A 24,893-nucleotide genomic window follows, 5' to 3' on the forward strand; every position below is an offset into this window, starting at 1 on the left:
AGGACCCGCCCTCCGAGCTCCAGGTCCTGATCGACGCGGTCACCACCGGACACGGCATTGACCTCTACCGCCGGATTTAACGAACTACCGGTAACTGCTGGATTCCTCTTTCGCTGGGTATATGTCCGGGTGGCGGGGACGTTGGTGGTACTCGGGGGCGGGTGCTGGACGATGGTTTTACGGGCGCGACCGGGGCGTGACGAGGATGAGCGGACCGTCGTTCGCCGGTTGTCGCGGGCACGGAAGGCTCCGCGTGATGCAGTCATGCGGGCCCGGATGATCGAGCTGAGCTGGTCGGGGCTGCGGGTGCCTGCCATCGCCGCGGAGCTGGACTGCAGCCAGAAGACGGTCCGTTGCTGGCTGCACCGCTTCAACCGCTCAGGCCTGCAGGGACTGACGATCTGGGCGGGCAGGGCCGCAAGCGGCGGATCACCGAGGAGGAGCGGTCGAGAATTATCTCCCTGGTCAAAGGCGTGCCGCCGGGGCGGCTGCGGTGGGAGCCCGTCGGGGAGCTGTGGGCCTTCGATGAGACCGGACCATCCGAGTGGACACTGGATTCTCTGGCTGCGGCAGCGCGGGCCGAAGGGATCGAGGTGGGCCGCTCGCAGGTCCGCCGTATCCTGCTCGCCGAGGGGGTGCGCTGGCGCCAAACCCGGTCCTGGACACGTTCGAAGGACCCGGACTTCGTCCCAAAAGGACACGGGTCATCGGCCTCTACACCCACCCGCCCGACGACGCGACGGTGATCTGCGCTGACGAGCTGGGGCCGGTGATCCCACGGGCCTTCCCGCCCGCGCCGGGCTGGTCACCGGACGGTCACCGGATCAAAGCGGAACTCGACTGCCGCGGACCGGAGAAGACCTGGGTCTACGGCGGTCTGCGGCCAGCCGACGGCCAGGCCGTCACGATGACCGCGTCCTCCCGCAACAGCGTCTTCTACCAGCAGTTCCTGCAACTGCTCGAGGACACCAACCCGACCGGCGAAATCTGGATCGTCACCGACAACCTGTCCAGTCATAACAGTGTGTCCACCCGGACCTGGCTTGAAGACCATCCCCGCATCCACCACGTCTTCATCCCCGTCGGCGCTTGCTGGCTCAACCTGCAAGAAGGCTGGTGGCGCATCTTCCGCAAGGCCGCCCTCGCCGGCCGGTCGTTCGCCAACCCCGACGACATTGCATACGCCACCGCCCTCGCAACCAGCCAGCTCAATTCCCGTGCCAGCCCCTGGGTCTGGGGCCGACCCGCACCACCAACCCGCCAACTACGGCGCCGATATACGTACACCGTTTGAGGAATCCAGCAGTAACACGCCAGATCCGGGACCTAGAGCGACGGCTGGCCGAACTGGTGGAACGCCACTTCCCGCAGTTGCTTGTCCGGGTGGGTATCGGCCCGGACAGTGCCGCCACCTTGCTGATCACGATGGGGGACAATCCTGAACGCCTGCGCAGTGAAGCATCGTTCGCGGCCCTGTGCGGGGTCAGCCCCGTCGAGTACTCCTCCGGCGGCCAGCGCCGCTATCGGCTCAACCGGGGTGGCGATCGAAGAGCCAATGCCGCCCTGCATCGGATCGTGCTGTCACGGCTCCGGTTCGATACGCGTACCCGGACCTACTATGAGCGGCGCGTCGCGGAGGGCAAGACCCGACGCGAGATCATCCGCTGCCTCAAGCGCTATGCCGCCAGGGAGGTCTTCCACCTGATGGGACGGCTGGAGCCGGAGCCCCGCTCATCGGGGCTGTAACACGCTGGTGCGACGCTCTAGGCGTCGGTCAGCCGCAGTTGGCTGGTCAGGTTCTCGCCCACTCGGGAAAACCTCTCGCGCAGGTTCAGTTCGGGTCCCGCACGTACGTCCAGGTGTTGTCCGGGTCCTAGTCTGCGAGCGACTGCGAGCAGAACCCACACCACGCTGTCAGCCACATACGACACGTGGGTCAGATCGAGCCCGATTGCCGCGGGAGAGTGAGTGGCCTCGTCGGCCAGGGAGAGGGCCAGTGGCCCACGGTGTGTGCCGAGTACCTCGCCGTGGAGCTGCAACCCCTCGCCATTGGTCAGGGGGAGCAGGAGGAGTAGGTCGTCGGCGAAATAGCTGCGCATGGGGCTCCGTTCCCTGATGCTGGGGTGCGCCGGCAGCGAGCCGCCAATCACGGACCGTAGCCAAGGTACTCCGGAATATGCCGGTCTCGTCAGGGGCCCTGCTTGCAGACCTGGCCCAGCACTCATCTCGTCCGTCCGATGCAGAACGCGCGCACCCGTGCTCTTCCACCTCTGTCTCGAACGTCTTCACGGCTTTGACGAACTTCTGGGCCGTCTCACCGACGGGAGGCTTCGGCCTTGATGTGGCGGCGCAGGATTTTATCCACGATCGCTGCGGCGTCCTGTGGAGCGGCGAAACCGCCCGGTGTGCTGCTCATATGCTGCTCGACGAGCCCGCCCAATCAGCGGATGTTCTCGAATCAGGGTCCGAGCCTGCTCCATTGAGGGCGACGACGGTGGGCGACGCGTGGGTTCATGCCACAACGGGCCCAGCTCTGCGACGAGCTCAGCGATCACATCAGCCGACAGGCCCGTGATCCTCCGGTCGCTGATGATCGCTGCGCGAGAAGCGTTCCCCACCACACGACCATGATCGACGATCAGGAGCCCGACGCCTCACCGCCTACCGTGCACGAGGACCTGTCCCGTAACTGCTGGTCAGCGGTGGGATGATCTTGTCGTGCCTAGTGTGATCACAGCGTCGCAGCCTTCCTGGATAACCCCGTTCAGCGGGTTGAGCCCGCATCAGTTCGGCAAGCTGGTCACCGCGCTCCGGCGCGAGGGTGCGCATCCGGTGCGCAGCAGCCGGGCCAGGTGCTCGGCGGTGGACCGCTTCACATCGAGCACCGTGGTGCATGTGACTCTGCTCGACACGTGAGGCCCCTCGGTGAGAACAATCCGTCGCAAGATCGTTCCTACCAGGGGCATTACGCCGCCCCGGGCTTGGGGACCGCACGGGCCGTAGCAGAAACATCGCATTCACAGAGAGCGACCGGCGCTTACGTGGAAAGACTCAGTGACTCGATGTCGAGAGAGTCGTCGGACGCATGTTCGTCCAGTTCTTCTCGATGAAATCCAAGCACCTATCGCGGGATTGGTCCCTCAGGGCGACTTCCCATCCGGCAGGGACGGTGATCCTCGTCGGCCACAGAGAGTGCTGGTTCTCCGCGTTTACGAGTACATGGTAAGTGTCGTCCCGGTCCTCGAAGGGATGGGTACTCATGATCCTCCTTGTTCGTACGGGCGATCGGAATACCGCAACTGCGTGTCCAGCGCCGGGCCAATAGCCGAAAGCGGCTCCTGGCCCATCATCTGGTAGTGGGAGCAGTCGACATTCACGACGGACAGTCGGCCGCTCAACCGAGGCAGCCACATACTCCGACCGGTGGCCAAGTCAATTCCGTCGCGGGCGGCGCGAAACAGCGTCATGTCACCGCGGAGGACTCCGGGACGATGTTCCGTCATGAGCCGGATATTCTCCTCGGCAGTGGCTACGAGACTGGAGATCTCATCGTCTGCGAGATCGAGGAACGCCGGACTGGATGACCGAACGAGATCGAGGACCGCCGAGGTGTTCGCTGGCACGTCGTGGTCACTCAGGTCCCTGCCGCAGAGACCCGACAGTGCGGCCTTAAGCAGGGCGTGATCGGCCAGAGCCGACACTGTTTCCTCCGGAGGCACCGGATACCCGTCGAAAACGGCGACGAGACCGACCTCATGCCCCTGCTGCTGTAGGCACAGGGCCACCTGGTGCGCCGTGAGACCACCGAAGGACCAGCCCATCACGTGGTATGGGCCACGGAATTGGATCCCTTGGATTAGTCCGGCGTACTCGTGGGCCAGTTCTCGGAGGCTGTCGTACGTCCTGTCGTATGCCGTCAGATAGGGCGCCTGGATGGCATATACCGGACGCCCTCGGCCGATATGTCTGAGCAGGCCCAGGTATGACCAGCTCAGGCCACTCCCGGGATGGATGAGAAAGACCGCTGGCTTGTCGCCCTCGGGGCGGAGAGGCAGAACCGGGTCGAGGGCAGCGGATTTTCTCGCTCGGTCGTTGGCGTGGGTGGTGAGGGCGGCTGGGGTGGGTGCTTCGAAGAAGGTTCGGATGGGGAGCTCGATGCCGAGGGCGGTGTGGAGTCGGTTGAGGAGGCGGGTGGCGAGGAGGGAGTGTCCGCCGAGTTCGAAGAAGTTGTCGTCGATGCCGATGGTTTCCAGGCCGAGGATGTCTGCGATGTGGGTGCAGATGATTTCTTCGTGGGGGGTGCGGGGGGTGCGTCGGGGGCGGGCTGTGGTGGTGTAGTCGGGGGCGGGGAGGGCTTTGCGGTCGAGTTTGCCGTTGGGGGTGAGCGGGAGTGTGTCGATCTGGACGAAGGCGGCTGGGACCATGAAGTGGGGCAGTCGGCTTGTGGTGTGGTCGCGCAGGTCGTGCGGGTTGAGGTGGGTCTGCGCGACGAGGTAGGCGACGAGGCGTTTGTCGCCGGGCGTGTCCTCGCGGGCCTGGACGACGGCGCGGGTCACGTCGGGGTGGTCGGTCAGTACGGCCTCGATCTCGCCGGGTTCGACGCGGAAGCCGCGGATCTTCAGCTGGTGGTCGGCGCGTTCCAGGTATTCGAGTTGTCCGTCGGGGCGCCAGCGGACGAGGTCGCCGGTGCGGTACATGCGCTCGCCGGTGCCGAACGGGCAGGCCACGAACCGTTCCGCGGTGAGTCCCGGACGGTTGAGGTAGCCGCGGGCAAGCCCGACCCCCGCGACATACAGCTCTCCGACAACACCCGGAGGCATCGGCTCGAGTCGCTCGTCAAGGACGTACAGCCGGGTATTGCCCATCGGTCTGCCCAGAGCGGCGGCGGGGGGCCAGCACCTCGGGTCCTCCTCGTCGATGACGTGCATGGTCACCGCGTGGGTCTCCGCCGGACCATAGACGTTGGCGAGCCGTGCGTCGGGGCGTTCCTCGAAGAACCGACGTACGCTGGGGCCGAGGATGAGCGCCTCTCCAGCCTGAACCAGGAGACGCAGCTCGTCCTCACGCGTGCCCCTGCGCCCGAAGGCCGCTGTGAGAGCCTCGATCACCAGGTTCGGGGCATGGAACTCGTTGACCTTCCGGTCGATCAGCCAAGCGGACAGCCTGTCCATGTCGATTCTCAGGTCATTACTGGGAATGACGAGCGTCTTCCCGGCGGTAAGCGTTCCGAAAATCTCCTGGACCGCCGAGTCGAACCCTATCGCCATATACTGGGAACAACGCCATTCAGGAGATGTGGCTGGAAAAGCCGCCGCATGCTCGCGCAGCATGTTCGCCAGCCCTCGATGTGGCATGGTGATTGCCTTGGGTTCACCCGTCGAGCCCGACGTGTAAATTACGTATGCTGAATCCACCGGCGTGAGGGGGCGTGTGCGGTCGACATCGCGTGGGTTCCTCTGCGAGTATCCTGCCGCGAGCTGTTCGACACGCGCCCACGGAAGAGTATGGTCGCTGCCCGATGATAGGAGCGGCGATAACGTATTTCCCTGCAGGACACAAGCTGGCGACGCGCGCTCGAGGATCAGCCTGATGCGTTCGGCGGGGTGTTCGGGGTCGAGTGGGAGGTAGGCGGCGCCGGCCTTCAGGGTGCCGAGGGCGGCGACGACGAGGTCGGCCGAGCGGGGGATGGCCAGGGCGACGATGTCCTCGGGGCCGATGCCCCTGCTGATCAGATACCAGGCCAACTGGTTGGCCTGAGTGTTGAGTTCGGCGTACGTGAGGGAGTGGTCCTCGTGCTCGACGGCAATGTTATCGGGGGTGGCCGCTGCCTGCGCCTCGAACACGTCCGGCAGGGGAGGCCGCTCGGAGCGTTCGGTGTGGTTCCACTCCGCCAACACCTGGTGACGCTCACGCTCCGAGAGGATGTCGATGTCGGTGATGCGCTGGTCGGGATCTGCGGCCGCCGCCTCCAGGATCAGAACGAGACGCGCCGCGAGTGCCTCGGCCGTCACACGGTCAAAAATATCCGAGGCGTAGTGCAGCGTCCCCTCAAGCCCCGGGAGGCGCCCTTCTTCGGGGAAAGACTCACCCACTGACAGAGTTAGATCAAACTTCGCGACGTCGCTCTCCACCTGAAGAGCAGAAGCTGTGACGTCTGTCAGCTCCCATTCCGCGATGTCGTTGTTCTGGAAGGCCAGCATGACTTGGAAAAGAGGCTGGTGGGCGAGGCTACGGGTCGGGTTGATGGCTTCGACGAGGTGATCGAAGGGGAGGTCTTGGTGGTGGTAGACGGTGAGGTTGGTTTCGCGGATGCGGTGCAGCAGTTCACGGAAGGTGGGACCGCCCGCGGTGTCGGTGCGCAGGACAAGGGTGTTGACGAAAAAGCCGACCAGGTTGTCGAGGGCCTTGTCGGCACGGCCGGCGGCGGGGGTGCCGATGGGGATGTCGGTGCCGGCGCCATGGCGGGTCAGCAGGGCGGCGAAGGCCGCCTGCAGCACCATGAAAAGCGTGCTGTGGTTGGCCCGGGCCAATTCGTCGAGCCGCTGGTGGAGTCGGGGGCCGCAGCGGAAGGGAACATAGCTGCCGCGGTGTGAGGCAATGGCCGGGCGGGGGCGGTCGGTGGGCAGGCTCAAGACCTCGGGCGCGCCTTCCAGGGCTTTGGTCCAGAAGGTGAGTTGACGGCGAAGAAGGCTCTCGGGGTCGTCCTCGGCACCCAGGATCGCCCGTTGCCACAAGGTGTAATCGGCGTACTGCACCGGCAGCGGTTCCCACGTCGGTGCCCCACCCCGCAACCGCGCCTCATACGCGACGGACAGATCCCGCAGTAGCGGCGTCGATGACCACCCGTCCGAAGCGATGTGATGCACGACCAAGAGCAGCACATGCTCTCCGGGCTCCGATACGACCAGCCAGGCCCGCAGGGGGAGGTCCTTGGTCAAGTCGAACGGCTCGGCGACGAGTTGATCCAGCTGTTCGCGCAGCTGAGCGGGGGTGGAATCAACAATGCCCAGTTCGGTCGTGGCCTGGTCAGCGGGGCGGATGTCCTGGATGGGCTCGCCGTCGACCTTGGGGAAGACGGTCCGCAGGCTCTCATGTCGGCTCACTACGTCGGCCAACGCGGCACCCAAGGCATCCACGTTCAGCATGCCCGACAGGCGGGCCGCCTCGGCGATGTTGTACGTGGCGTTGGGGCCGTCGAGTTGGTTGAGGAACCACAGGCGTTTCTGCGCGGGGGACAGCGGGAGACGCGCTGGCCGCTCGGCGGGCTGGAGGGCGGGGCGCTGTGAGTGGTGTGCCTTGGTCGCGTGGGTGGTGAGGGCGGCTGGGGTGGGTGCTTCGAAGAAGGTTCGGATGGGGAGCTCGATGCCGAGGGCGGTGTGGAGTCGGTTGAGGAGGCGGGTGGCGAGGAGGGAGTGTCCGCCGAGTTCGAAGAAGTTGTCGTCGATGCCGATGGTTTCCAGGCCGAGGATGTCTGCGAAGTGGGTGCAGATGATTTCTTCGTGGGGGGTGGGGGGGGTGCGTGGGGGGCGGGCTGTGGTGGTGTAGTCGGGGGCGGGGAGGGCTTTGCGGTCGAGTTTGCCGTTGGGGGTGAGCGGGAGTGTGTCGATCTGGACGAAGGCGGCTGGGACCATGAAGTGGGGCAGTCGGCTTGTGGTGTGGTCGCGCAGGTCGTGCGGGTTGAGGTGGGTCTGCGCGACGAGGTAGGCGACGAGGCGTTTGTCGCCGGGCGTGTCCTCGCGGGCCTGGACGACGGCGCGGGTCACGTCGGGGTGGTCGGTCAGTACGGCCTCGATCTCGCCGGGTTCGACGCGGAAGCCGCGGATCTTCAGCTGGTGGTCGGCGCGTTCCAGGTATTCGAGTTGTCCGTCGGGGCGCCAGCGGACGAGGTCGCCGGTGCGGTACATGCGCTCGCCGGTGCCGAACGGGCAGGCCACGAACCGTTCCGCGGTGAGTCCCGGACGGTTGAGGTAGCCGCGGGCAAGCCCGACCCCCGCGACATACAGCTCTCCGACAACACCCGGAGGCACAGGACGCAAGTCCGCGTTCAACACGAATACCCGCGTGTCCGCCACCGGTGTGCCGATGGGAGGTACCTCACCCAGTCCCAACGGAGCACTCACCGTCGTGGTGACAGTGGCTTCGGTGGGCCCGTAGGAGTTGTACATACGTCGGTCCTGAGCCCACACATCGACGAGATCATTTGAGCAGGCCTCGCCGCCGACGATCAAGGCAGTCAGATCGGGCAGCTCCATGATCGGAATCGTCGCCAAGGCAGCCGGAGGAAGCTCGGCGTGTGTGATACGGCGCTGCTTCAGCGCCTCGGCGAGTTCTCCCCCCAGCAGCAGTCCCTGTGACGGGATCACGAGACGAGCGCCCGCCAAGAGGGCCGTGCAGACATCGGACACCCAGACATCGAAGCTGGGCGCAGCGAATTGCAGGATTCGTGATTCGGGTTTGACGTCGAATTTTTCTACATGCGTCTGAATGAGGCTTTTGAGTCCCGAATGGGGGACGAGTACGGCTTTTGGGGTGCCGGTGGACCCGGAGGTGTAGATGAGGTAGGCGGGATTTTGGTGGTGGAGAGGTCGGACGCGGTGTCTGTTCTCCGGGTTGGTGGTGGGCTGTTGGGTGACGACAGGGCTGGTGACGAACAGACGGGCATCGGCCGAGTCGTCGAGGGTGCTGCTCTCGGTGGTCAGGAGCATGCGGGGGGATGCGTCCCGCAGCATGAACGCAAGGCGTTCGGTGGGGTATTCGGGGTTCAGCGGGAGGTAGGTGGCGCCGGCCTTCAGGGTGCCGAGGGCGGCGACGACGAGGTCGGCCGAGCGGGGGATGGCCAGGGCGACAATGTCCTCGGGGCCGATGCCCCTGCTGATCAGATACCAGGCCAGTTGATTGGCGCGAGCGTTGAGTTCAGCGTAGGTGAGGGTGTGGCCCTCGTACTCGACGGCAATGTTGTCGGGGGTAACCTCTACCTGCGCCTCGAACATATCGGGCAAGGTGGCCGGCTCGAAATGATCGGTGCGGTTCCACTCCACCAACACCTGGTGACGCTCATGCCCGGACAGCATCTCGGCGTCAGGCGTCCGGCTTCCAGCCAGCTCGAAGGGTGAGCCTTGCTTCATTGGATTTGATCTCCTTACCGCTGGACTTCGTCAATGAAGAAGCGAGCTGGAGTACGGGTTTTTCGCGTCGGCAGGGAAATGCTCCAACGCCACGCGCGTGCCGACTCCGTAACGGCCTGCCAGTTCAAGGATCACATCCATGATGACGTGATCCTCAAGGGCGAAGCCGGTGGAGTCGAAAACGGTCCTGGACTCCTTGTACGGGAATGCCTGACTCGGATCGGCACACAGTGCCATGATGTCCAGGGCAACGTCTTCCTGCCGTAGTCGCTGGCACTCTCCTTCGCGAAGCGCTTGAACGAGGTTGTCCGGAAAGACGGCAGAACTGCGCATAAGGGACAGGGGGAGCTCGGTCTTCCCTGGCAGGTCCGAGCCGATGGAATTTACGTGGACATGGTCCCGCAACTGTTTTCCCGGTAGAACTGGGCCTTGCCCGACTTCGACGGATGTTGCAGTGCAAATAACGTCGGCCTCTGCCTCCAGCTGGTCGATCGAGACGACCTCCACCGCTGCCTGCAAGAATGGACAGCGTTCTGAAAACGTTTGACTGGTCTTGGGATCCACATCGAAAAGCAGAACCTTCTCGACCGGAATAACTCTCGTCATGGCGTGTATCTGCGCAACAGACTGGGCACCGTTTCCGACGAGGCCGACTACTGAGCTGTGTCGGGAGGCAAGCAACCTGGTGGCGACAGCCGAGGCGGCGCCCGTTCGAATGGCCGTGGGAAGTACCCCGTCGGAGAGCGCCACCAGGCGTCCCGTTTCATCGTCGTAGCGGGTAATCGTGCCCAGGATCGTTGGGTAGCCGAACGCTTGAGGGTTGTGCGGCGCATAGGAAACGGTCTTGATCGTGACAGAGGTACGAGCATCCTGGAACGGCATCCACTCAAGCACGCCGGTGTTGTCCTTGCCCGTCATGAAGCCGGCCCGAGGCGTCAGCTGTGACTGGGTCCCGTGCCAGGCGGCGAAGGCTTTGAAGAGGGCATCGATGGCATGGTCCATCACTGCGTCCTTGCCGACCCTTGAGATCAGTTCAAAGATATCTTTTTGGTCGACCACGAGGGTTTCGGTCATGTGTAGTACCTCCGGGATGGGAATTCTCGTTGACTGGCTGAGATCCGGAGACCTCATCCCGAGCTGGCGTGCAACCCGTGTTCGAGCGCCGCGATTTTGAACAGGGCGCGGTTCATCTGCCGCGACCTGAGCCAGAGCGTCTCGGCGTGATCGATGGCTTTTGCGAGAGCGTCAGGGGCGATGTATCTTGAGTCGGCGAGAATGCTACCGATTCGTAGCCTCTCTTTGAGATACGGAATGACGTTCTTGTGAATAGCCAGATCGAGGACTTCGGCTGGATTTTCGTTGTTCAACGGACTGACGACGTCCAGTGACAGCCCCAGGCCCGCAAGTCGCAGCCGGTGCACGGTCTTGTGCTCACGCCAGGGCCGAGGCAGCCACTCGCAAAACTGAATCAGCTCGGGGTCTGCGAGAGGAGAGACGGGCCACAGCCCGTTCCGCAGCAGGTGGGCATTGCGGCTGGCGAACCCTCGCAAAGTGGCTTCGTGCACAACAGTCGCCGGCGCGATGCCTTCCTCACACTCATGAGCGACAGCTCTCACTCGCGGGCCGATCCATTGCGGCAACGGGCTGGCTGTGCCGTGGGTCGTCTGCTCAAATTCACGCAAGGACCCCAACTCGTCTCCACCGTTCCCACCGAAAGAGACGGTCACTCCCCTGGCCTTCAGGTCGGTCGTCAAGGCCGCCTTGGCTTCGATCCAAGGATCGTCATAAGGACTGACGGGCCCACCCTCCGCCCTCACCCCACCGGGACCGAACGGCAGGTGGTCGGCGACCGGCACAGTGAGGCTGTGGGGGAATGAGAAGGCGTCGATCATGATCGCGCAACGATGAGGATGAATGATCTCGAATCGCCCGCCCAGCAGCAAGGTCGCCGCCACCAACTTACCTGGATAAACATGGGAAAGTGACGCAGCGACATTAGAACTGTCCATGCCGCCCGAAAGCTCTATGGCGCAGTTCTCAGGAACCACGGCGCGCCTGGCCACAGCCGAGTCCAGGACTTTTCCAAATGCCTCAAGGACGTTCGCGCCAGGCCGCAACCGACGGGGGTGGGTGTGGTAGGCGGGGGCGGGGTAATTCAGAGTCAGCTGCCTGTCCTGCCACAATGCCGTAGAGCGTTCGGTCAGCCGATGAACACCTTCCCATACCGTCTCGTGGCCGTAGCGATGGCGCCACGTGAGCAGCCGCGCCATTTCTCGGTCCACAAGCCGGTCCGCCTGGGTGTACTCGCGCAGCTCGTTGATGTCCCAGGAACCTGACAACGTGCCTTCGCGCGCTGTGATGAACACGGGTGCCACCGCCCAGGTACCGGCCTCCGCCGAAACCCCCCGCGAATCGATCAGCAGGACTGTGCGATCCAAGGACCACGACCGGGTCTCATCCAGGGCGTGGCGGAAAGCGATGGCCGGCATCACACGCGGAGGTCCGGGATCTCCTGACGGGTCGTCCGGTCGGCGCTCCCTGGACAGCACTGCCGTACTCGCGCCATCGGTCACCATGTCGTGAGACAAAGAAGGGTGCCGGTACGGCTCGATATAACTGTCTTGAGATTCCCAGCGATGTCCGGTCCAACGCCACTGCGCCGCGGTCACCCCGGTCTCGGTGAGACGAAATGTGAGCATGTTCCCTCACTCCTCCCTTTCGACGGCGGATTCGGATAAGGGAGCTCCGGGACGCTCTTGGTCGATGTCTGGGTCGCCGCCCAGAAAGCTGTACCGGTCGCGCAGTGAGGGAACGACAAAAACAGGCAGATCTGCGAATATCTCGTGGATTTCAGACACCTGTTCTCCAATCAGGTCGACGTCTGTCTCGGCGTACGAGTTTGTCAGCATTCCGACTCCGGCCCCAGTTCGAGTCGCACGGCGTCGACCAGGTTGTCGATGATCTCCGGCAAGAGCCTCTCGCCTATCTCGACTTCGGCTCTCGACGCCCGGTAGATGACTCCCGACTTCGTCTTCAGCGCGTCGGGGACCGGCAGGACCACGTACCGCACGCGGCGTTCACTGCCGTCATCGGTCAACAGGGGCTCGCGGACCTGCCCCCGGTCGATCGACAGCACCAGGCTGGTCTCGACCAGGGCCGCATGGTGGTCCTCGTATCGCGGGACCCCGGTCTCCCGCGCGATGAGATCACGTGTTTCCTCGGGCGCGAAATCCCACCAACTCGCGGCCATCACACGGGCCTCCGGAGCGGTGTCGACGAACTTTTGGGCCGCGTCGAAGACCGGGGGAACGTTGGCGATGTGGCTGTGGAGGATCAGGAAGCGGCGCGCGCCGTTGCGGTAGGAGGCGGAGAGGATGTCCTGGACGAGGTCAGTGAGGGTCGAGGCCCGCAGATCGGTCATGCCGGGAAAATCACCGCCGGCCCTGACCGGATCTGTTCGGTACCCGTAGTGGAGAGGCGGCAGGATGAGTACCGGAAGCCTCGCGTCGAGTTCTTCCGCAAGGTGCGTGGAGATCAAGGTGTCCGTGGACAGCGGCAGGTGCGGTCCATGTGCCTCAAGAGCGCCGATGGGCAGCACGACAACATGTCCTGCGATTTCTTCCTGGTACTCGGGCCAGGTGAGTTCCTGTATACGCACGGATTTTTCTCCTTTTCCTTTCACGCGCCCTTCCAGCCGAAGCTGGGGGTGAAGGGCCGTTCTTTCTCCGCCCATACCCTTAGGTTGAGGAAGTCTTCCTTGTTACAGCAGCCGGACTTCGCTTTGCAGGCGTCCCAGCGTATGTCCCGCAGCGTAAGGTCGAATTCGGGGTCGAGGGCATTGCCCAGCCGGTCCTGCTTCAGCACGTAGTACCGGGAGCAGGGGTAGACGTCGCCGTCGATGCCGATATACAGGTAGTTGTGTCCGGCTTGGCAGGGGCGGCCTCGGACATCGCCGAGGGCCAGCAGATTGACCTGGAGCATCTCGGGGTCGGCGCCCAGCCGGATCGCCTCCTGTAGGCCGCCCTTGCGTTTGAGGAAAGGCGCGAGTTGGACGGTGTCGCCTTCGGCTCCGCTGGGGTCATAGCCGAGGTCGAGGTGGAACCGGAGTCCCGCCTGTTCTGCGGCCGTGCGCAGTTCGGCCACCCGGTCCGCGTTGTGCGGAAAGAGGAGTGCGTTGACGACGACGAAGCAGCCGGCTTCCTGTGCGAAAGCCGCGTTCTGGATGAGCCGCTGGGCGGAGATCTCGCTGTCGTGGTGGGTGATCCAGAAGGAGAGTTTGGAGAGATCGGCGGTCTGTGCGAGTTCAGGCAGACGGCGTCTCAGCAGAGAGCCGTTTGTGAGGAGTTCGACGAAACGCACCTGGGGTTGCCTCGTGAGCCAGGACGCCTCTCTGAGGAAGTCGCGTGAGGCGAACGGCTCCCCCAGGGTGGCCAGCCGTACTCCGACGGGGAAGGGGCGTCCGGCGATCCACCGGACGATCTTCTGGGCATCCTCGAAATCTCCCCCGTGTTTCCAGTCGTAGGTGTTGCTCTTGGCGTAGTCGCCGATGGAAACACAGTAGGTGCAGCGAAAGTTGCACAGCCGTTGGGAGGAGACGTACCAGATCTTGACCAGGTTTTCCATAGCGGTCATCCTGCTCAGTGGGTTCCGGACGTCGACTGTTCGCCGATCAAGGGGAAGCTGGCCAGTGGCCGGAATTCACGGTGGGGGAAGTCGGGTTTCTGGTCATGGCACGTACGGCATATGTAGTCGTCCGGTGCTTGTTCGACCCCGAACACGCGTCGGCGCAGCTGCAACGCGGCGGGACTCGTCATGATCTCGTGTAGGGAGCCGTCCCGGATGTTTCCGTAGACCTCTCGCTGGTAGTAGTCGTTGCAGCAGATGAACATGTCTCCGGTGACGGAGAAGTAGGCGTGGTGCAGTGGCCAGCCGCACCCGCGAAGTCGTCCCGGGGCATAGACCCCCTGGTGAAATTCGTTGGTCAGAGCGCCGGCCCGGTCGCTGACCTGGGGAGCCCGGATCTCGACACCTCGACCGGCATATCGTTCCTCCAGGAGCTGGGCGTTGCGGGCGACGGTGTCGGGTTTCCCGTTGACTGCGATGGCGACCGGCCACCCGTGGCCGATGGCGGCATCGAGGTTGCGCAGTGTGGCACGGTAGGTGTTCGAGCCGGTCTGCGAACGGAACTCCTCCTCGTCAAGGGCCGGCAGGTTGACGATCAGGTGGTACAGCACGGCGCTTTCACCGAGGAGTTCGATCTTCTTCGGGGTCAAAGCGCTGGCATTGGTGTACAGGGACAGTTTCGTGCCGTACTGCCGGAGCACCTCCACCCGCTCGTCGAAGAAGCGGTCCAGGGTCGGTTCGTTGAAGAAGTGGAAGGTCACGAACCTGATGTCCGGGTGGACCGAGAGCTTGTCGATGATCTCGGTGAAGAGATCCATCGGCATAGTCACCCTGGGCTTGGGATCGGTCGACACCGGACAGTATCGGCAGCCCCAGTTGCAGTGGCTGGTCACCTCGATCTGGCCGGTCTTGAGTGCGTAGTCGCGGCAGAGTTCGTCGGGGTGTTGCAGCCACGACTTGTCGACGAGCAGTCTGATCAGGCGCTCGCCGAACTCCCCAATCAGCGTGCGGGTCTCGACGGGCTCGGCGGCGGCGCGCTCCAGCGCGGCAAGGCCGGCCGGGTCGTGTTGCCAGTCGACCCGCCGGTCCAGGCCGATGACGCCGTACGTGGCGTCTCCGGGGTTGGTGATGACCGGCCAGGCGGGGCTGCGACTGTCCGTCATATAGATGACGGGACTGGGTTCGTGCGGGCGAATGCAGGTGATGTAGGGCGAGGTCTGAACACGGACCGGAAGCATGGAGTCTCGCAGGTGTTGTCGGGTTCGGTGCGTACTAGTCGGGTCGTACGAGGTGGAACAGGCAGGAATAGGGGATGCGCTGGAGTTCACGCACACGCCATTCGGGCAGGTCCGCTCGGCCGCGCGGCGACGCGCCCGGTTCGTCGAAATCGCTGACGTCGAAGCCGGCGGCGCGAAAGCTTCGCCAGTAGTCGCTGAGTGTGCGATGGAGGTAAGGGACGGGGTCGAAGCCCGCCCAGGCATCGAGCAGATGGGCGCCGGTGCCGAAGTAGTGGTCCACTCGGTATCCAGCGGCCTCCTCGGGCCGCGGCGAGTCGGGTGCCGGCAGATCCCAGTTCCGGGGGCCGCAGGAGAAGCACGGATGACTGATCGCCACGACCAGTTCACCGGACGGCCTCAGTACCCGGTGGGCTTCCGCGAGAGCCCTGTCCAGGTCGGGCACGCTGGACAGCACATGGTTGCAGACGATCTTGTCGAACGAGGTCGCGGGAATCGCCGTGAGGTCGGTGGCGGACGCCTCCGCATAGGTGATGCCGAGGTTCGCCTCGTTCTCGTACCGCAATGCCGTCTTCAGCATGTCCGCGCTCAGTTCGACGCCAGTCACGCTGGCGCCTCGCCGGGCGAGTTTGCGGCTGAGGTATCCATTGCCGCAGCCCAGGTCCAGTACGTCCAGGCCGGTGACGTCGCCCAGCATGGCAAGGAGCGGCTCGTCGCTGGAGTACTTGCGGTGCGCGTCGCCGTCCGCCTCGAAGTTGCTGTCCCAGACTTCCGCGTTCGCGTCCCAGGAAGAACGGATCCGCTCTTCGTCCAGGTCCTCCGACCGCTGCTGCTGGGTCTGGTCCGAGCGGTGCAGATGGGTCTCGACGGAGACGGCGTCGGGTGGCACGTGGTCGGTCGGTTCGTTGCGCGTGAACGGGTGTCTGCCCTCGAACTCCAGGCGGTCCAGGGAGGGTTGGGGAATGCCCGTCCATGGCGAGCGGTAGCGGAAGTAGTACGACCAGGACCAGAAGGGCTCGTCCACAACATCCACTCCGGCGGCACAGTCGCGGCAGTAGAAGTAGGCGGTGTCCGGGCAGTAGGCGGTGGCCATGAAATGGCTGGGAGCGTGGCAGGCCGCGCAGGTGTAGCGCCAGTGCAGTGAGCAGCGAGGGGCGGGGGATCCCAGGTCTGCGGCAGCGTCGCGTACCGGGTAGCCGTTCCTTGCCTCGGCGATGCGTCGGCAGTAGACACAGGCGGTACCGCCCGCGGGTGCCGGCGTGGCGGTCATGCGGGCTCCTGGAAGTAACGGGGTATGAGCCGGTGGTTCGGCTCCCTGCCCTCCGTGAACCAACTGTGGAGGTCCCGCAGGATCGCATCGAACAGGTGGTGCGGGATGGGGATGTCGTTCTTGATGTTGTGGTTGCGCCGGTCCTCGCAGGCGGTCATCCAGTTCCTGAACGCGAGCACGCGCGGGTCCTTGGTGGGCCAGGCTGCGTGGAGTCGTTCCCTGACCACGGTGAAGGGGCTCGGCACGGTGAGTTGGGCCGAGGCCACCAGCCCGTCGCTGTCGTGCAGTTGGTGGTAGATCGAGGTCACCTCGTCGACGAAGCGAACGCGGTAGCCGAGGCGGCGCCGTAGGGTCAGCCACATATCCCAGTCCTCGCAGTGGGTCAGTGACTCGTCGAACCGGACACCGGCACCCCGGAAGCTGCGCACCACCACGGACCCCGTGTGGATGTAGTTGGCCACCAGCAGGAAGTCGTCGTCGAAGTCGTACGCCTTGAGCGTCGCGCCGGACATGTCGTCGGGAAGGCCGCTCAGCCGCTGGCCGGACACCAGCGCGCCCAGATAGACGAAATCGACGGGTTCCGAGACAAGTGCCTTGTGGGCGGTCTCCAAGTGCGTGGGGGTGAACAGGTCGTCGTCATCCAGGAATGCGACGTACTCCCCGGAGGCGCGGTTGACGCCCTCGTTGCGTGCCCGGGACACTCCGCCGTGCTCGGGCAGTTCCACGAGGGTCAGGTTCAGTCTTCGCTGCCACGGACGCAGCGTGCTGGTCAAGTTGTGGCCGCCGTCATTGACGACGACTGCCTCGAAGTCCTGCTCCGTCTGGCCGGCCAGGCTCGTCAGGGCTTCCTGAAGGAGGGCGGGCCGGTTGCGCGTGGGAATGACGACGCTGATCACGCCGGGCTCCCAGGAGCCGCGGGGCCGTGGCTCCGGAGCCCCTCGACGATCGCGCCGGAAACTCCTGCCAGCCGGTAGAGCGTCACGCGACTGGTCCCGGTGGCACCGGGCACCTTCTCGGTGTACCACTCCCAGGTGACGGCCCCAGCACGGGTGATCTCGAAGCCGCGGCCCGCCTGGGCGTCCGTGACCAGGATGTTGCCGCTGGGCAGGGGCTGGCAGCCGCCGGCGAGCGCGGTGAAGAAGCTCTCCGGCGGATCGGCGGCGTACTCCCATACGACCGCTCGACGCACTGGATCGACCTCCACCACCCGCGACCGGCCGGTCGCCCGTCCGTTGTCGAAAATCAACAGGTTGCCGTGGGGCAGGGACGTCGGCTGGTGCTGTCCGGAGATGTCTCCAGGACCCCACCACCACAGCACACGCGCGGCGTCGAGGTCGACGACGGCAACCAGGTCCAGATTGCGCAGGGAGACCAGGACCGCGCCGACTGGCCACAGACCCGCCGGATGGGCGTCGAGTTCCTCCACTGTATTGGCATGCAGGATGTCGCAGGGGGAGCCGGGCAGCCGGCGCAGCAGCGCCAGCGCATGGGTCAGCGACCCGCTGTACGTCGCCGAAGCGAGAAGCTCCGCCTCCTCCGGCCGGGTGGGATGCGCGGCGTCGCGAAACGCGGTGTGCTGGGCGAGTATCCGCTCCCGTATCAGCGCGGCGATCGTCGGCTCGGTGCTGAGGACGTCCAACAGCGAGACCTGCTGCACGAGGTGTCCGTCGCCGCCGTCCAGGAGGGTCACGGCGTTGTCGAGGACGGTGAACCCGCCGTGGTCGACGGTGATCCGGCGCGGTGCCTCGGTCAGCACCAGCACGGTTCCGTCCGCGCGGATGTGGAGGTCGTGATGGGCGGACACGTCTGCCTGCCACAGCAGTGTCGAATCCCGGTCGAGCCTGAGGAGCGCGCGCAGCGGGACCTGGGCGAACAGGCCGCCGTCCGAGGCGACTTCGACGTGGTTCCAGCCGCGCAGGAAGCTCGGCGGGTCCTCCTCCACGGGAGGTTGCCCCGCGTCGTGGCTCCACAGGTGGACCTCTGCGCCGGACCGGTCGATCAGCCGTGCGTAGGGCTTGGGGTAGGAGGAAGCGGGTGAGTAGACGAAGTGGTCGACGGTGCTGGCTGTTTCGGACGCATGTGTACCAGGGTTGCGGACGGGCAAGTGATGCTCCTTACGGCAAGGACTCGGCATGACGCTTCGGCACTGCGCGCGCTACTGGAGGTTGTGGGTATTGCCGGTGGCGTACCCGGGCACCGCGGCGGCCAGGACGTCCTTGGTGACCTTCCACAGTTCCGGGAGGTGCTCCCGGGTCACCTGACCGCGTCGCCGCAGGTCCTCGCTGTCGCGGATGCCCAGGTCGGCCAGGAGGTCGGAAAAGGCGGGAGTGAGTTCCTCGTGCAGGGCGGGGGCGTCGGCGGCGAGGATCTTGTGGCAGCGGGCGAACGTGGCCACCAGCCAGAACACGATTTCGCGCTGGTCCCCGCGCCGCACCAGTTCACGGCTCGCGTCGATCGAGATCGGCCGAGCGGCCGGCGTGATGTCGGAGCTGAAGAAGAAGGGGGTCCGGGCCACTTCCGCAGTGGCGTCGAAGGTGACCGCGAGCCGGTCGACGTGATGGGCGGCGCGTCGGCCGGTCAGTTCCTCGCAACCCAGTTGGCGCAGCAAGGGCGGGTAGTGGTCCGCCAGGCCCAGTTCGGTGAGCAGTTGCCTGGCCCGCAGGTACCGCAGCCGTACGGTCGGGTTGCGCAGCCCGGCGACGAGCAGGACGTGGGTGGTGATCCCAGTGGGAAACAACCAGTTGGTCACCTGGTCGTACCAGGGTTCGCGGGCGTCCAGCGTCCCCAGCGCGTTGTCGATCTTGTCTCGGAGTCCGGCGCACCGGCGCCGTACCTGATCCGGTTCCGCGAACCGCGCGGCGACTCCTTGATGGAGCCGGCGCAGTTCGCCGGTGGGATCGTCCAGGATCAGGCCCCGGTCGAGGCCGTGCGCGAGATGGTGGTTCTCCAGCGCCCGGTCGACGGGGGCGATCGCTTCGTGGGCCAGGTAGGTGACCTCCAGCAGCGCGTCGTTGTGGAGGAATTTCCCCAGCTTGAGCCCTGAGGGCGGCTGCCTGGTCACCAGCATGATGTCCACGTCGGTGCCGACGGGCAGTTCACTGTCGCCTGGCAGGGCCGTGGTGGATCCGCTGAGGTAGGCACCGAGGTATCCCTCGGTGCCGCGGCCCACCTGGTGCACCCAGTCCCGTGCAGTAGCACGGGCTTCGTCGATGTTCATTGCCGCCTTACTTTCCTGTGACGAATAACCACGCAGCCTCCCGGCATGAAGATCGATAGTAATTGCAATTTGCATCACTGAAGGTTGCTTATCGTGGCGGAGGCGATATTTTGCGCCACATTGTAATGGTCAAAATCGAGTCGGATGGCTTGATGGGAATCCTTGCTATTATTGGCCAACTGTGAGTATTACCTGCACATATAAGGTGCATTGGTCGAGAAGCCTTCGGTTGTGGGGGTCTTCATCTTGTGTTGCTGGCTGTGAATCTGGCTGAAGCGTCACCCCTGCGGAGTGTCATCATGGGCGCGATTGTGAACGCCCCATTAAATGATCTGTGCAGACCGCAATAGATGTCTATCGCTGCCGTATCCTCCTAGCGTTCTGCGGAATTCGGTGCCACATCTGTTTCCGAGCAGCCGGGGAGAAGGAATCCTCTTGTCGTTCGCGCGGCGACTTGCCTCATTCGGTCCACGAACATCGCTGCTGAGCTTTGTCGGCCTTGCCGGAGGGCCCTTGGTGACGGCCGCCGTCGTCCTGCTCGCCCTGGCGGCCCTGCTGCCCACCGGTGTCGCCATTGCGACGGGAGCGCTGATCGGTGTGCTGTCCGAGGGCGGCAGCCATATCACGGGAGGGCAGGGTCGGCTCCTCACCCCGCTCCTCCTGGTCGCCGTGATGCTCGTGTTGCTACAGACCGCGGTACTCGCCCTCGGGCCGGTGCTACGCCGCGCCGAACTGCGGATCGACGGCCGTCTGCGCGACGAGTTGCTCACCCGAGTCGGCGGCGCCGACCTGGAGCAGCTGGCGGACGACGAAGTGCAGACCGACATCGGGCAGTTCGGCACCGGAGCGGTCTTCTGGATGAACTCAGCAGTCGGAGCGGGAGCCCTGGCTCACCTCCGACAACTGATCAGCTATCTGGCCCTCGTGCCGTCGGCTCTGGTCCTGTCCCGCTACGCGTGGTGGTGGGGTGTCGTAGCGATCCTGCTCTGTCTCGTCGTCAGAGGGATCGACAGCCGGGGGTTCATCGGTTTCGAGCGAGTGCATACTGCTCACCTCCCGAGGCTGGCCCAGGTCCGCCACTGGCGGAACATGCTCGCCGGCCCCGTCTATGCCAAGGAGGTACGGGTCTTCGGCCTGAGCGACTGGCTGCTGGGCCGGCATGAGAGGGCCCACCACGCCTACTCCTCCGCCCTGTGGGAAGCCCGACGCGGGCTTTCCCACCGGCAGACTGCCCTGTTGGCCGGCACCGCGGTGGCGTGTGCGATGCTCTTCTCCGCCGTGACGCGGAGCGCGCTCACCGGGGCCCTGGACGCCGGGGGCCTGGCCGTTGTCCTCGGCACCATCGGTGCCGCACTCGCCACGGGGGACAATCGCAGCCCGATGCTCGTCGAGACGGCCCTGCCCATGGCCGAGGCGCTGACCAGGATCCAAAAGCGGCTACCGAAGCCCCCCGTCGCCCCCCCGCCGGTTCCGGCACACCGTTCACGACGCCCGCCCCAGGTGTCGTTCCATCAAGTCGGCTTCCGCTTCGCCGACGCCGACCGACCCGTTCTCGACGGTCTCGATCTGACGCTGCGGCCCGGCGAGATCCTTGCCCTGGTCGGGACCAACGGAGCGGGCAAGTCCACCCTGGCCAAGCTGCTGGCCGGGCTCTGTCGGCCGTCCAGTGGACACATCACAGTGGACGGTGAGCCGTTGGACGACCTCGGCCGGCGGCGATGGGCGCGCCGGGTCTACGCAGTACACCAGGACTTCACCCGCTACCCCCTGACCGCCCGCGACAACGTGCTGGTCGCCGCCGCTCACGCCGACCCCCAGGCCGTGTACTCGGCGGCTGAGGCGGCCGGCACCGACACTTTGATCCATACGTTGCCCCAAGGCTGGGACACGCGTCTGGACACCGGGTACTCCGACGGGGTGGGTCTGTCCGGAGGTCAGTGGCAGCGCATCGCGCTGACCCGGGCGGTCTTCGCGGCCCGAACCGGTGCCGAGGTGCTCATACTCGACGAGCCAACCGCCAACCTGGACATCGCGGCTGAGCTGGAGGCATTCCGGGTAATACGGCGTGCCGGAGCGGGCGCGAGCGTCCTGCTGATCTCTCACCGCTTCGCGACAGTGAGACTGGCCGACCGCATTGCCGTCCTGGACGGCGGGCGCATCTCGGAGTCGGGGACCCACGGGGAGCTCATGGCCCTGGGAGGGCATTACGCGCGGATGTTCCGGCTTCAGGCGTCATCCTTCGCCGAAGAGGCCGACGACGGCCAGAGCCCCGGCGCACGGTGACGGGGCAGGCTGTGAACACCGTACAAACGCTTTTGCGCTCCTTTTGCCTGGTCTTCGGCCTGTCGTGGAGGATCGGCCCTGCGCGCACCGCTGTCGTAGCCGTCCTGACCGTGGTCCAGCAACTCGCTGGCGTCCTGCTCGCCCTGAGCCTGGGATGGACGGTCGACGCCGTGCCCCGGCACGACACCGGGCTCCTGATCACCGGCATCATCACCGCCGCCGCTGCCCAGGCGGCCCTCGTGACGGGATGGTCGGCGCTCACCGTCCAGCGGGTGATGCTCAATCAACGCGTCGGTGAGGAGATCGACCGCGACGTCCTGCGACGCGTGGCCAAGCTGCCCGGTGTCGTCCACCTGGAGGAATCTGCCCAGCTGGACCTGATCGAGCGTGCGCGGCGGGGCGGCCAACAGATGGCGGGCGCCGTGTGGACGTCGGTGGCCACCAGCCTCGTAGTCCTGCAACTGGTCGTGAGCCTGGTGCTGATGGCACGCGTGGACCGCGGCCTGGCTTGGCTGGCGCTCTGCGTACTGCCCACGTTCTGGTCCACCCACCGGGGCAAACGAGAGGTGCGCCACGCACATATGCGGGCAGCCGAGCCGGAGCGGGCTGAGCGGGAGTTGTTCGAAGCGAGCACCGATCCGGCACGTGCCAAGGAGACGCGGCTGGGCGGCGGCACCGGGTTCGTCATACGACGAGCGGCAGCGCTGCGCCGCACTGCGGAGGACCTACGGGTACGAGGTGAGACGCGAGCGGCCCTGATCCAGTCGGTCGGCTGGGGCGCGTTCCTCGCGGGCTATGTCGGTGCGCTGGCCTATACCTCGTCCCTGGTGCTGGCAGGCCGAACCGGTGCGGGCTCGCTGTTACTGGTGGCCACGCTCGCCACTCATCTGCGCCAGAACATCGCGATGGTGGTGGGAGGCATGCAGGGATCCGCGGAGGGGCGGGAGAGCCTCGCCGCGTACATGTGGCTGCGTGCTCATGGTCGAGGCCAGGATGACGCAGCTCCGGTACTCGAGCGGCTGACTGAGGGAATTCGGCTGCGCGGGGTCCGTTTCCGTTATCCGTCCGCATCCCAGGACTCTCTTAGGGGTATCGACTTGGACCTGCCTGCCGGTGCCACCGTCGCGCTCGTCGGGGACCATGGCTCAGGAAAGTCGACTCTGGTGAAGCTCCTCTGCGCGCTGTACGCGCCGTCCGAGGGGGAGGTCACCGTTGACGGAATTCCGCTGGCCTCGTTCTCGGCGGAGGAATGGCGTCGTCGCATCACGGCTACTTTCCAGGACTTCTGCCGTTTTCCTCTGACGGTGTCGGAGACTGTCGGGCTCGGCGACCTGGCGCGGCTGGACGATCGCGCGGCCCTGGAGCGGTCTGTCCGGGCGGCAGGCGCCGACCGGGTGGTAGCCCGGCTTCCGGAGGGCATGAACAGCCTGCTGGGTACGGCGTTCGGACCTGGTTCCGACCTTTCCGGCGGCCAGTGGCAGACGCTCGCCGTGGCGCGTGCGCTGCTGCGCGAACGCGTGCTCCTGGCTGTGTTCGACGAGCCCACCGCGGCGCTGGATGCCGCGGCCGAAGCCGACGCCTACCGCAGTTACGCACTGGCGGCACGGAGCAGCCGCCGCAGCGCCAAGGGGATCACGCTCCTGGTATCCCACAGATTCGCCACCGTACGGTCAGCCGACCTGATTGTCGTCCTGGCGGAGGGTCGGATAGTCGAACAAGGAACCCATCGCCAGCTGATGACCCGAAACGGCCGGTACGCCGAGCTGTACCAGCTTCAGGAGAAGGCATATCACGGTTCCTGACACACACTCATGCCTCTCCGACGCCGAGCTCTTTCTGAAGGCTCTCTCTGATACGCGTGAGGGTGGAGACGATCTCCTTGTCCCGGAGGACATTCGACTCCGCCTTCACCGACAGCCCCAGGCTGTCGCCCCGCGGATCGAACGGGAAACCCATGTGTGGGCCGCCTGCCTGGCGGACGCTGTCGACGACATCGACCTCCGAAGTGGAGCACTCGGCCAGGTCAGCACCGCCCATGGGGTCCCCTTCGACCTCGTCGGCCAGTGTGCGACGGTCATTGAATTCCACGAGGAAGCGGTTCTCCGCACGCCGGATGATCTCCGCCGACTCTCCCGGGGGCCTCTATGTTCTTCGTCAGGCGTGTTGGCGGCTTCGGCCCGAGGCCCGATCTTCTTCGTGGGGCATGAGGGTTATGATGCAGGAACTGCCGTGCGCAGGTGCACCCATAGCGACATCGTGGGCGAGCTGTGGCGCTCCGCCTGTCGAATAAAACCGCTCGACAAGTGCCCTGCGGCCACCAGGCATCCGAACATAGGGGTGCCACCAGTCCCGCAGGCCATCCACCCTCTGGTGTTTTTTCTGGCCCTGCGGGCGTGTTGTGCGCTGGGGCACACATCTGGGTGCGCTGCCGTTACCTGCACTTCCGAGTGCGCCGGGCGCTCCTTCCCCCACGTTTTAGACTATGCAAAGGTGCGCGCGCCGAAAGAACTTCACAACTGCCCGTTATCTGATCGATGCTGATGGGTGGACCTCGGGCGCCAGCGCCGGGTGCTGGCGGGTGAAGTCGCCGAGCAGGCGCATCCGGAGGCATCGTCGCCTCTTACGCAAGTGTGACCTGGACAGGGCCGGGCCATGCCACTGGATACGGGCGGCGATGTTGCTCTGAGGCGGCAACAGCCGAGGACCCCGGCTACGGCCGGGGCCCTCGGTGTGTGGTGGGCCTGGGGTCAGTGGCCTGGTGAGTTCGCCGGTGAGCTTGCCGTGGAGGTCGGCGCTGGGGTCGTTCGGGCCGATGATCTCCACTGTCTTGCTTCGCTGCTTGTACTTGGTCTCGATGGCGTCGAGGGCCGCGACGGAGGAGGCGTCCCGGATGTGGGCCGCGGTCAGGTCGGCGATGACCTTGTCGGGGTCGCCGGCGTAGTTGAACTGGCCGACGAGGTCATTGGAAGAGGCGAAGAACAGCTCGCTGGTGACGGAGTAGACCACGCTGCTGCCGTCCGGGTCGGTGATGGCAGTGACACGGGCCAGTTACCGGTAGTTCGTTAAATCCGGCGGTCGTGTGGGTTGACGGTGGTGCGGGTTGGCCGTAGGCCGGTAGTAGGAGTCAACTGCTTGCTGGG

The 24,893-nt window shown here is 65.3% G+C and carries 18 protein-coding genes and 3 pseudogenes; 6 read left to right on the top strand and 15 right to left on the bottom strand.

Features of this window, described 5'->3' with window-relative positions; translation table 11 throughout:
* Window positions 1-276 precede the first annotated feature (276 nt).
* The 3 genes and pseudogenes from ACFVYR_RS37220 to ACFVYR_RS37230 all read left to right on the top strand — a co-directional run.
* Complete coding sequence (locus ACFVYR_RS37220) at window positions 277-756, top strand: helix-turn-helix domain-containing protein (protein WP_389613906.1); 480 nt, start codon at window positions 277-279, stop codon at window positions 754-756.
* A complete protein-coding gene (locus ACFVYR_RS37225) occupies window positions 743-1,294 on the top strand; it encodes a transposase (protein ID WP_384262984.1) in 552 nt (183 codons plus the stop codon). Before ACFVYR_RS37220 ends, ACFVYR_RS37225 begins: the two co-directional genes overlap by 14 nt.
* 20 nt (window positions 1,295-1,314) lie before the next feature.
* Window positions 1,315-1,746, top strand: a pseudogene (locus ACFVYR_RS37230) (transposase); the annotation flags it as partial.
* 17 nt (window positions 1,747-1,763) lie between these two features.
* On the opposite strand, the gene ACFVYR_RS37235 reads toward ACFVYR_RS37230, so the two are convergent.
* Window positions 1,764-2,099, bottom strand: coding sequence for a hypothetical protein (locus ACFVYR_RS37235; RefSeq protein WP_384262982.1), 336 nt, complete (start codon window positions 2,097-2,099; stop codon window positions 1,764-1,766).
* Between the two features lie 619 nt (window positions 2,100-2,718).
* On the opposite strand from ACFVYR_RS37235, the pseudogene ACFVYR_RS37240 reads away from it, so the two are divergent.
* Window positions 2,719-2,847 (top strand): annotated as a pseudogene (locus ACFVYR_RS37240) (IS5/IS1182 family transposase); the annotation flags it as partial.
* Window positions 2,848-3,051: 204 nt separating this feature from the next.
* On the opposite strand, the gene ACFVYR_RS37245 reads toward ACFVYR_RS37240, so the two are convergent.
* The 12 genes from ACFVYR_RS37245 to ACFVYR_RS37300 are packed head-to-tail and all read right to left on the bottom strand — an operon-like array spanning window position 3,052 to window position 19,470.
* On the bottom strand, window positions 3,052-3,261 hold the full coding sequence (locus ACFVYR_RS37245; RefSeq protein WP_384262979.1) for an MbtH family protein: 210 nt from the start codon (window positions 3,259-3,261) through the stop codon (window positions 3,052-3,054).
* Window positions 3,258-9,125, bottom strand: a complete 5,868-nt coding sequence (locus ACFVYR_RS37250; protein ID WP_389613910.1) for an amino acid adenylation domain-containing protein — start codon at window positions 9,123-9,125, stop codon at window positions 3,258-3,260. The genes ACFVYR_RS37245 and ACFVYR_RS37250 overlap by 4 nt, the downstream gene beginning before the upstream one ends.
* 30 nt (window positions 9,126-9,155) lie before the next feature.
* The gene (locus tag ACFVYR_RS37255; protein ID WP_384262974.1) at window positions 9,156-10,199 is read right to left on the bottom strand and encodes an ornithine cyclodeaminase family protein; all 1,044 of its coding nucleotides are present in this window, start codon (window positions 10,197-10,199) and stop codon (window positions 9,156-9,158) included.
* A gap of 53 nt (window positions 10,200-10,252) precedes the next feature.
* A complete protein-coding gene (locus tag ACFVYR_RS37260) occupies window positions 10,253-11,824 on the bottom strand; it encodes an asparagine synthase-related protein (RefSeq protein ID WP_384262971.1) in 1,572 nt (523 codons plus the stop codon).
* A gap of 6 nt (window positions 11,825-11,830) precedes the next feature.
* Window positions 11,831-12,034 (bottom strand): hypothetical protein, encoded by a 204-nt coding sequence (locus ACFVYR_RS37265; RefSeq protein ID WP_384262969.1) that lies wholly within the window; start codon window positions 12,032-12,034, stop codon window positions 11,831-11,833.
* A complete protein-coding gene (locus ACFVYR_RS37270) occupies window positions 12,028-12,783 on the bottom strand; it encodes a creatininase family protein (RefSeq protein WP_384262967.1) in 756 nt (251 codons plus the stop codon). Before ACFVYR_RS37270 ends, ACFVYR_RS37265 begins: the two co-directional genes overlap by 7 nt.
* 20 nt (window positions 12,784-12,803) lie before the next feature.
* Window positions 12,804-13,748 carry a radical SAM protein gene (locus ACFVYR_RS37275; protein WP_384262964.1) on the bottom strand — a complete coding sequence of 315 codons (945 nt, stop codon included), beginning with the start codon at window positions 13,746-13,748 and terminating at the stop codon, window positions 12,804-12,806.
* A 14-nt stretch (window positions 13,749-13,762) separates the two neighbouring features.
* On the bottom strand, window positions 13,763-14,986 hold the full coding sequence (locus ACFVYR_RS37280; RefSeq protein ID WP_384262962.1) for a radical SAM/SPASM domain-containing protein: 1,224 nt from the start codon (window positions 14,984-14,986) through the stop codon (window positions 13,763-13,765).
* A 34-nt stretch (window positions 14,987-15,020) separates the two neighbouring features.
* On the bottom strand, window positions 15,021-16,253 hold the full coding sequence (locus ACFVYR_RS37285) for a class I SAM-dependent methyltransferase (protein ID WP_384262959.1): 1,233 nt from the start codon (window positions 16,251-16,253) through the stop codon (window positions 15,021-15,023).
* Window positions 16,250-17,149 (bottom strand): glycosyltransferase family 2 protein, encoded by a 900-nt coding sequence (locus ACFVYR_RS37290; protein WP_384262957.1) that lies wholly within the window; start codon window positions 17,147-17,149, stop codon window positions 16,250-16,252. Before ACFVYR_RS37290 ends, ACFVYR_RS37285 begins: the two co-directional genes overlap by 4 nt.
* Complete coding sequence (locus tag ACFVYR_RS37295) at window positions 17,146-18,357, bottom strand: arylsulfotransferase family protein (protein ID WP_384262954.1); 1,212 nt, start codon at window positions 18,355-18,357, stop codon at window positions 17,146-17,148. Before ACFVYR_RS37295 ends, ACFVYR_RS37290 begins: the two co-directional genes overlap by 4 nt.
* Before the next feature lie 51 nt (window positions 18,358-18,408).
* Complete coding sequence (locus ACFVYR_RS37300) at window positions 18,409-19,470, bottom strand: hypothetical protein (protein ID WP_384262951.1); 1,062 nt, start codon at window positions 19,468-19,470, stop codon at window positions 18,409-18,411.
* A 516-nt stretch (window positions 19,471-19,986) separates the two neighbouring features.
* Here ACFVYR_RS37300 and ACFVYR_RS37305 point away from each other — a divergent pair.
* Together ACFVYR_RS37305 and ACFVYR_RS37310 are read left to right on the top strand one after the other, a co-directional pair.
* Window positions 19,987-21,753 carry an ATP-binding cassette domain-containing protein gene (locus ACFVYR_RS37305; protein ID WP_384262949.1) on the top strand — a complete coding sequence of 589 codons (1,767 nt, stop codon included), beginning with the start codon at window positions 19,987-19,989 and terminating at the stop codon, window positions 21,751-21,753.
* Between the two features lie 11 nt (window positions 21,754-21,764).
* The gene (locus ACFVYR_RS37310; protein ID WP_384262947.1) at window positions 21,765-23,555 is read left to right on the top strand and encodes an ATP-binding cassette domain-containing protein; all 1,791 of its coding nucleotides are present in this window, start codon (window positions 21,765-21,767) and stop codon (window positions 23,553-23,555) included.
* Window positions 23,556-23,562: 7 nt separating this feature from the next.
* Here the strand turns inward: ACFVYR_RS37310 and ACFVYR_RS37315 are convergent, their stop codons facing one another.
* A complete protein-coding gene (locus tag ACFVYR_RS37315; RefSeq protein WP_384262944.1) occupies window positions 23,563-23,841 on the bottom strand; it encodes a hypothetical protein in 279 nt (92 codons plus the stop codon).
* Between the two features lie 669 nt (window positions 23,842-24,510).
* A pseudogene (locus ACFVYR_RS37320) lies at window positions 24,511-24,801 on the bottom strand (STAS domain-containing protein); the annotation flags it as partial.
* Window positions 24,802-24,893 lie beyond the last annotated feature (92 nt).

The sequence above is a fragment of the Streptomyces sp. NPDC058284 genome (assembly GCF_042881135.1).
Lineage (GTDB): Bacteria > Actinomycetota > Actinomycetes > Streptomycetales > Streptomycetaceae > Streptomyces.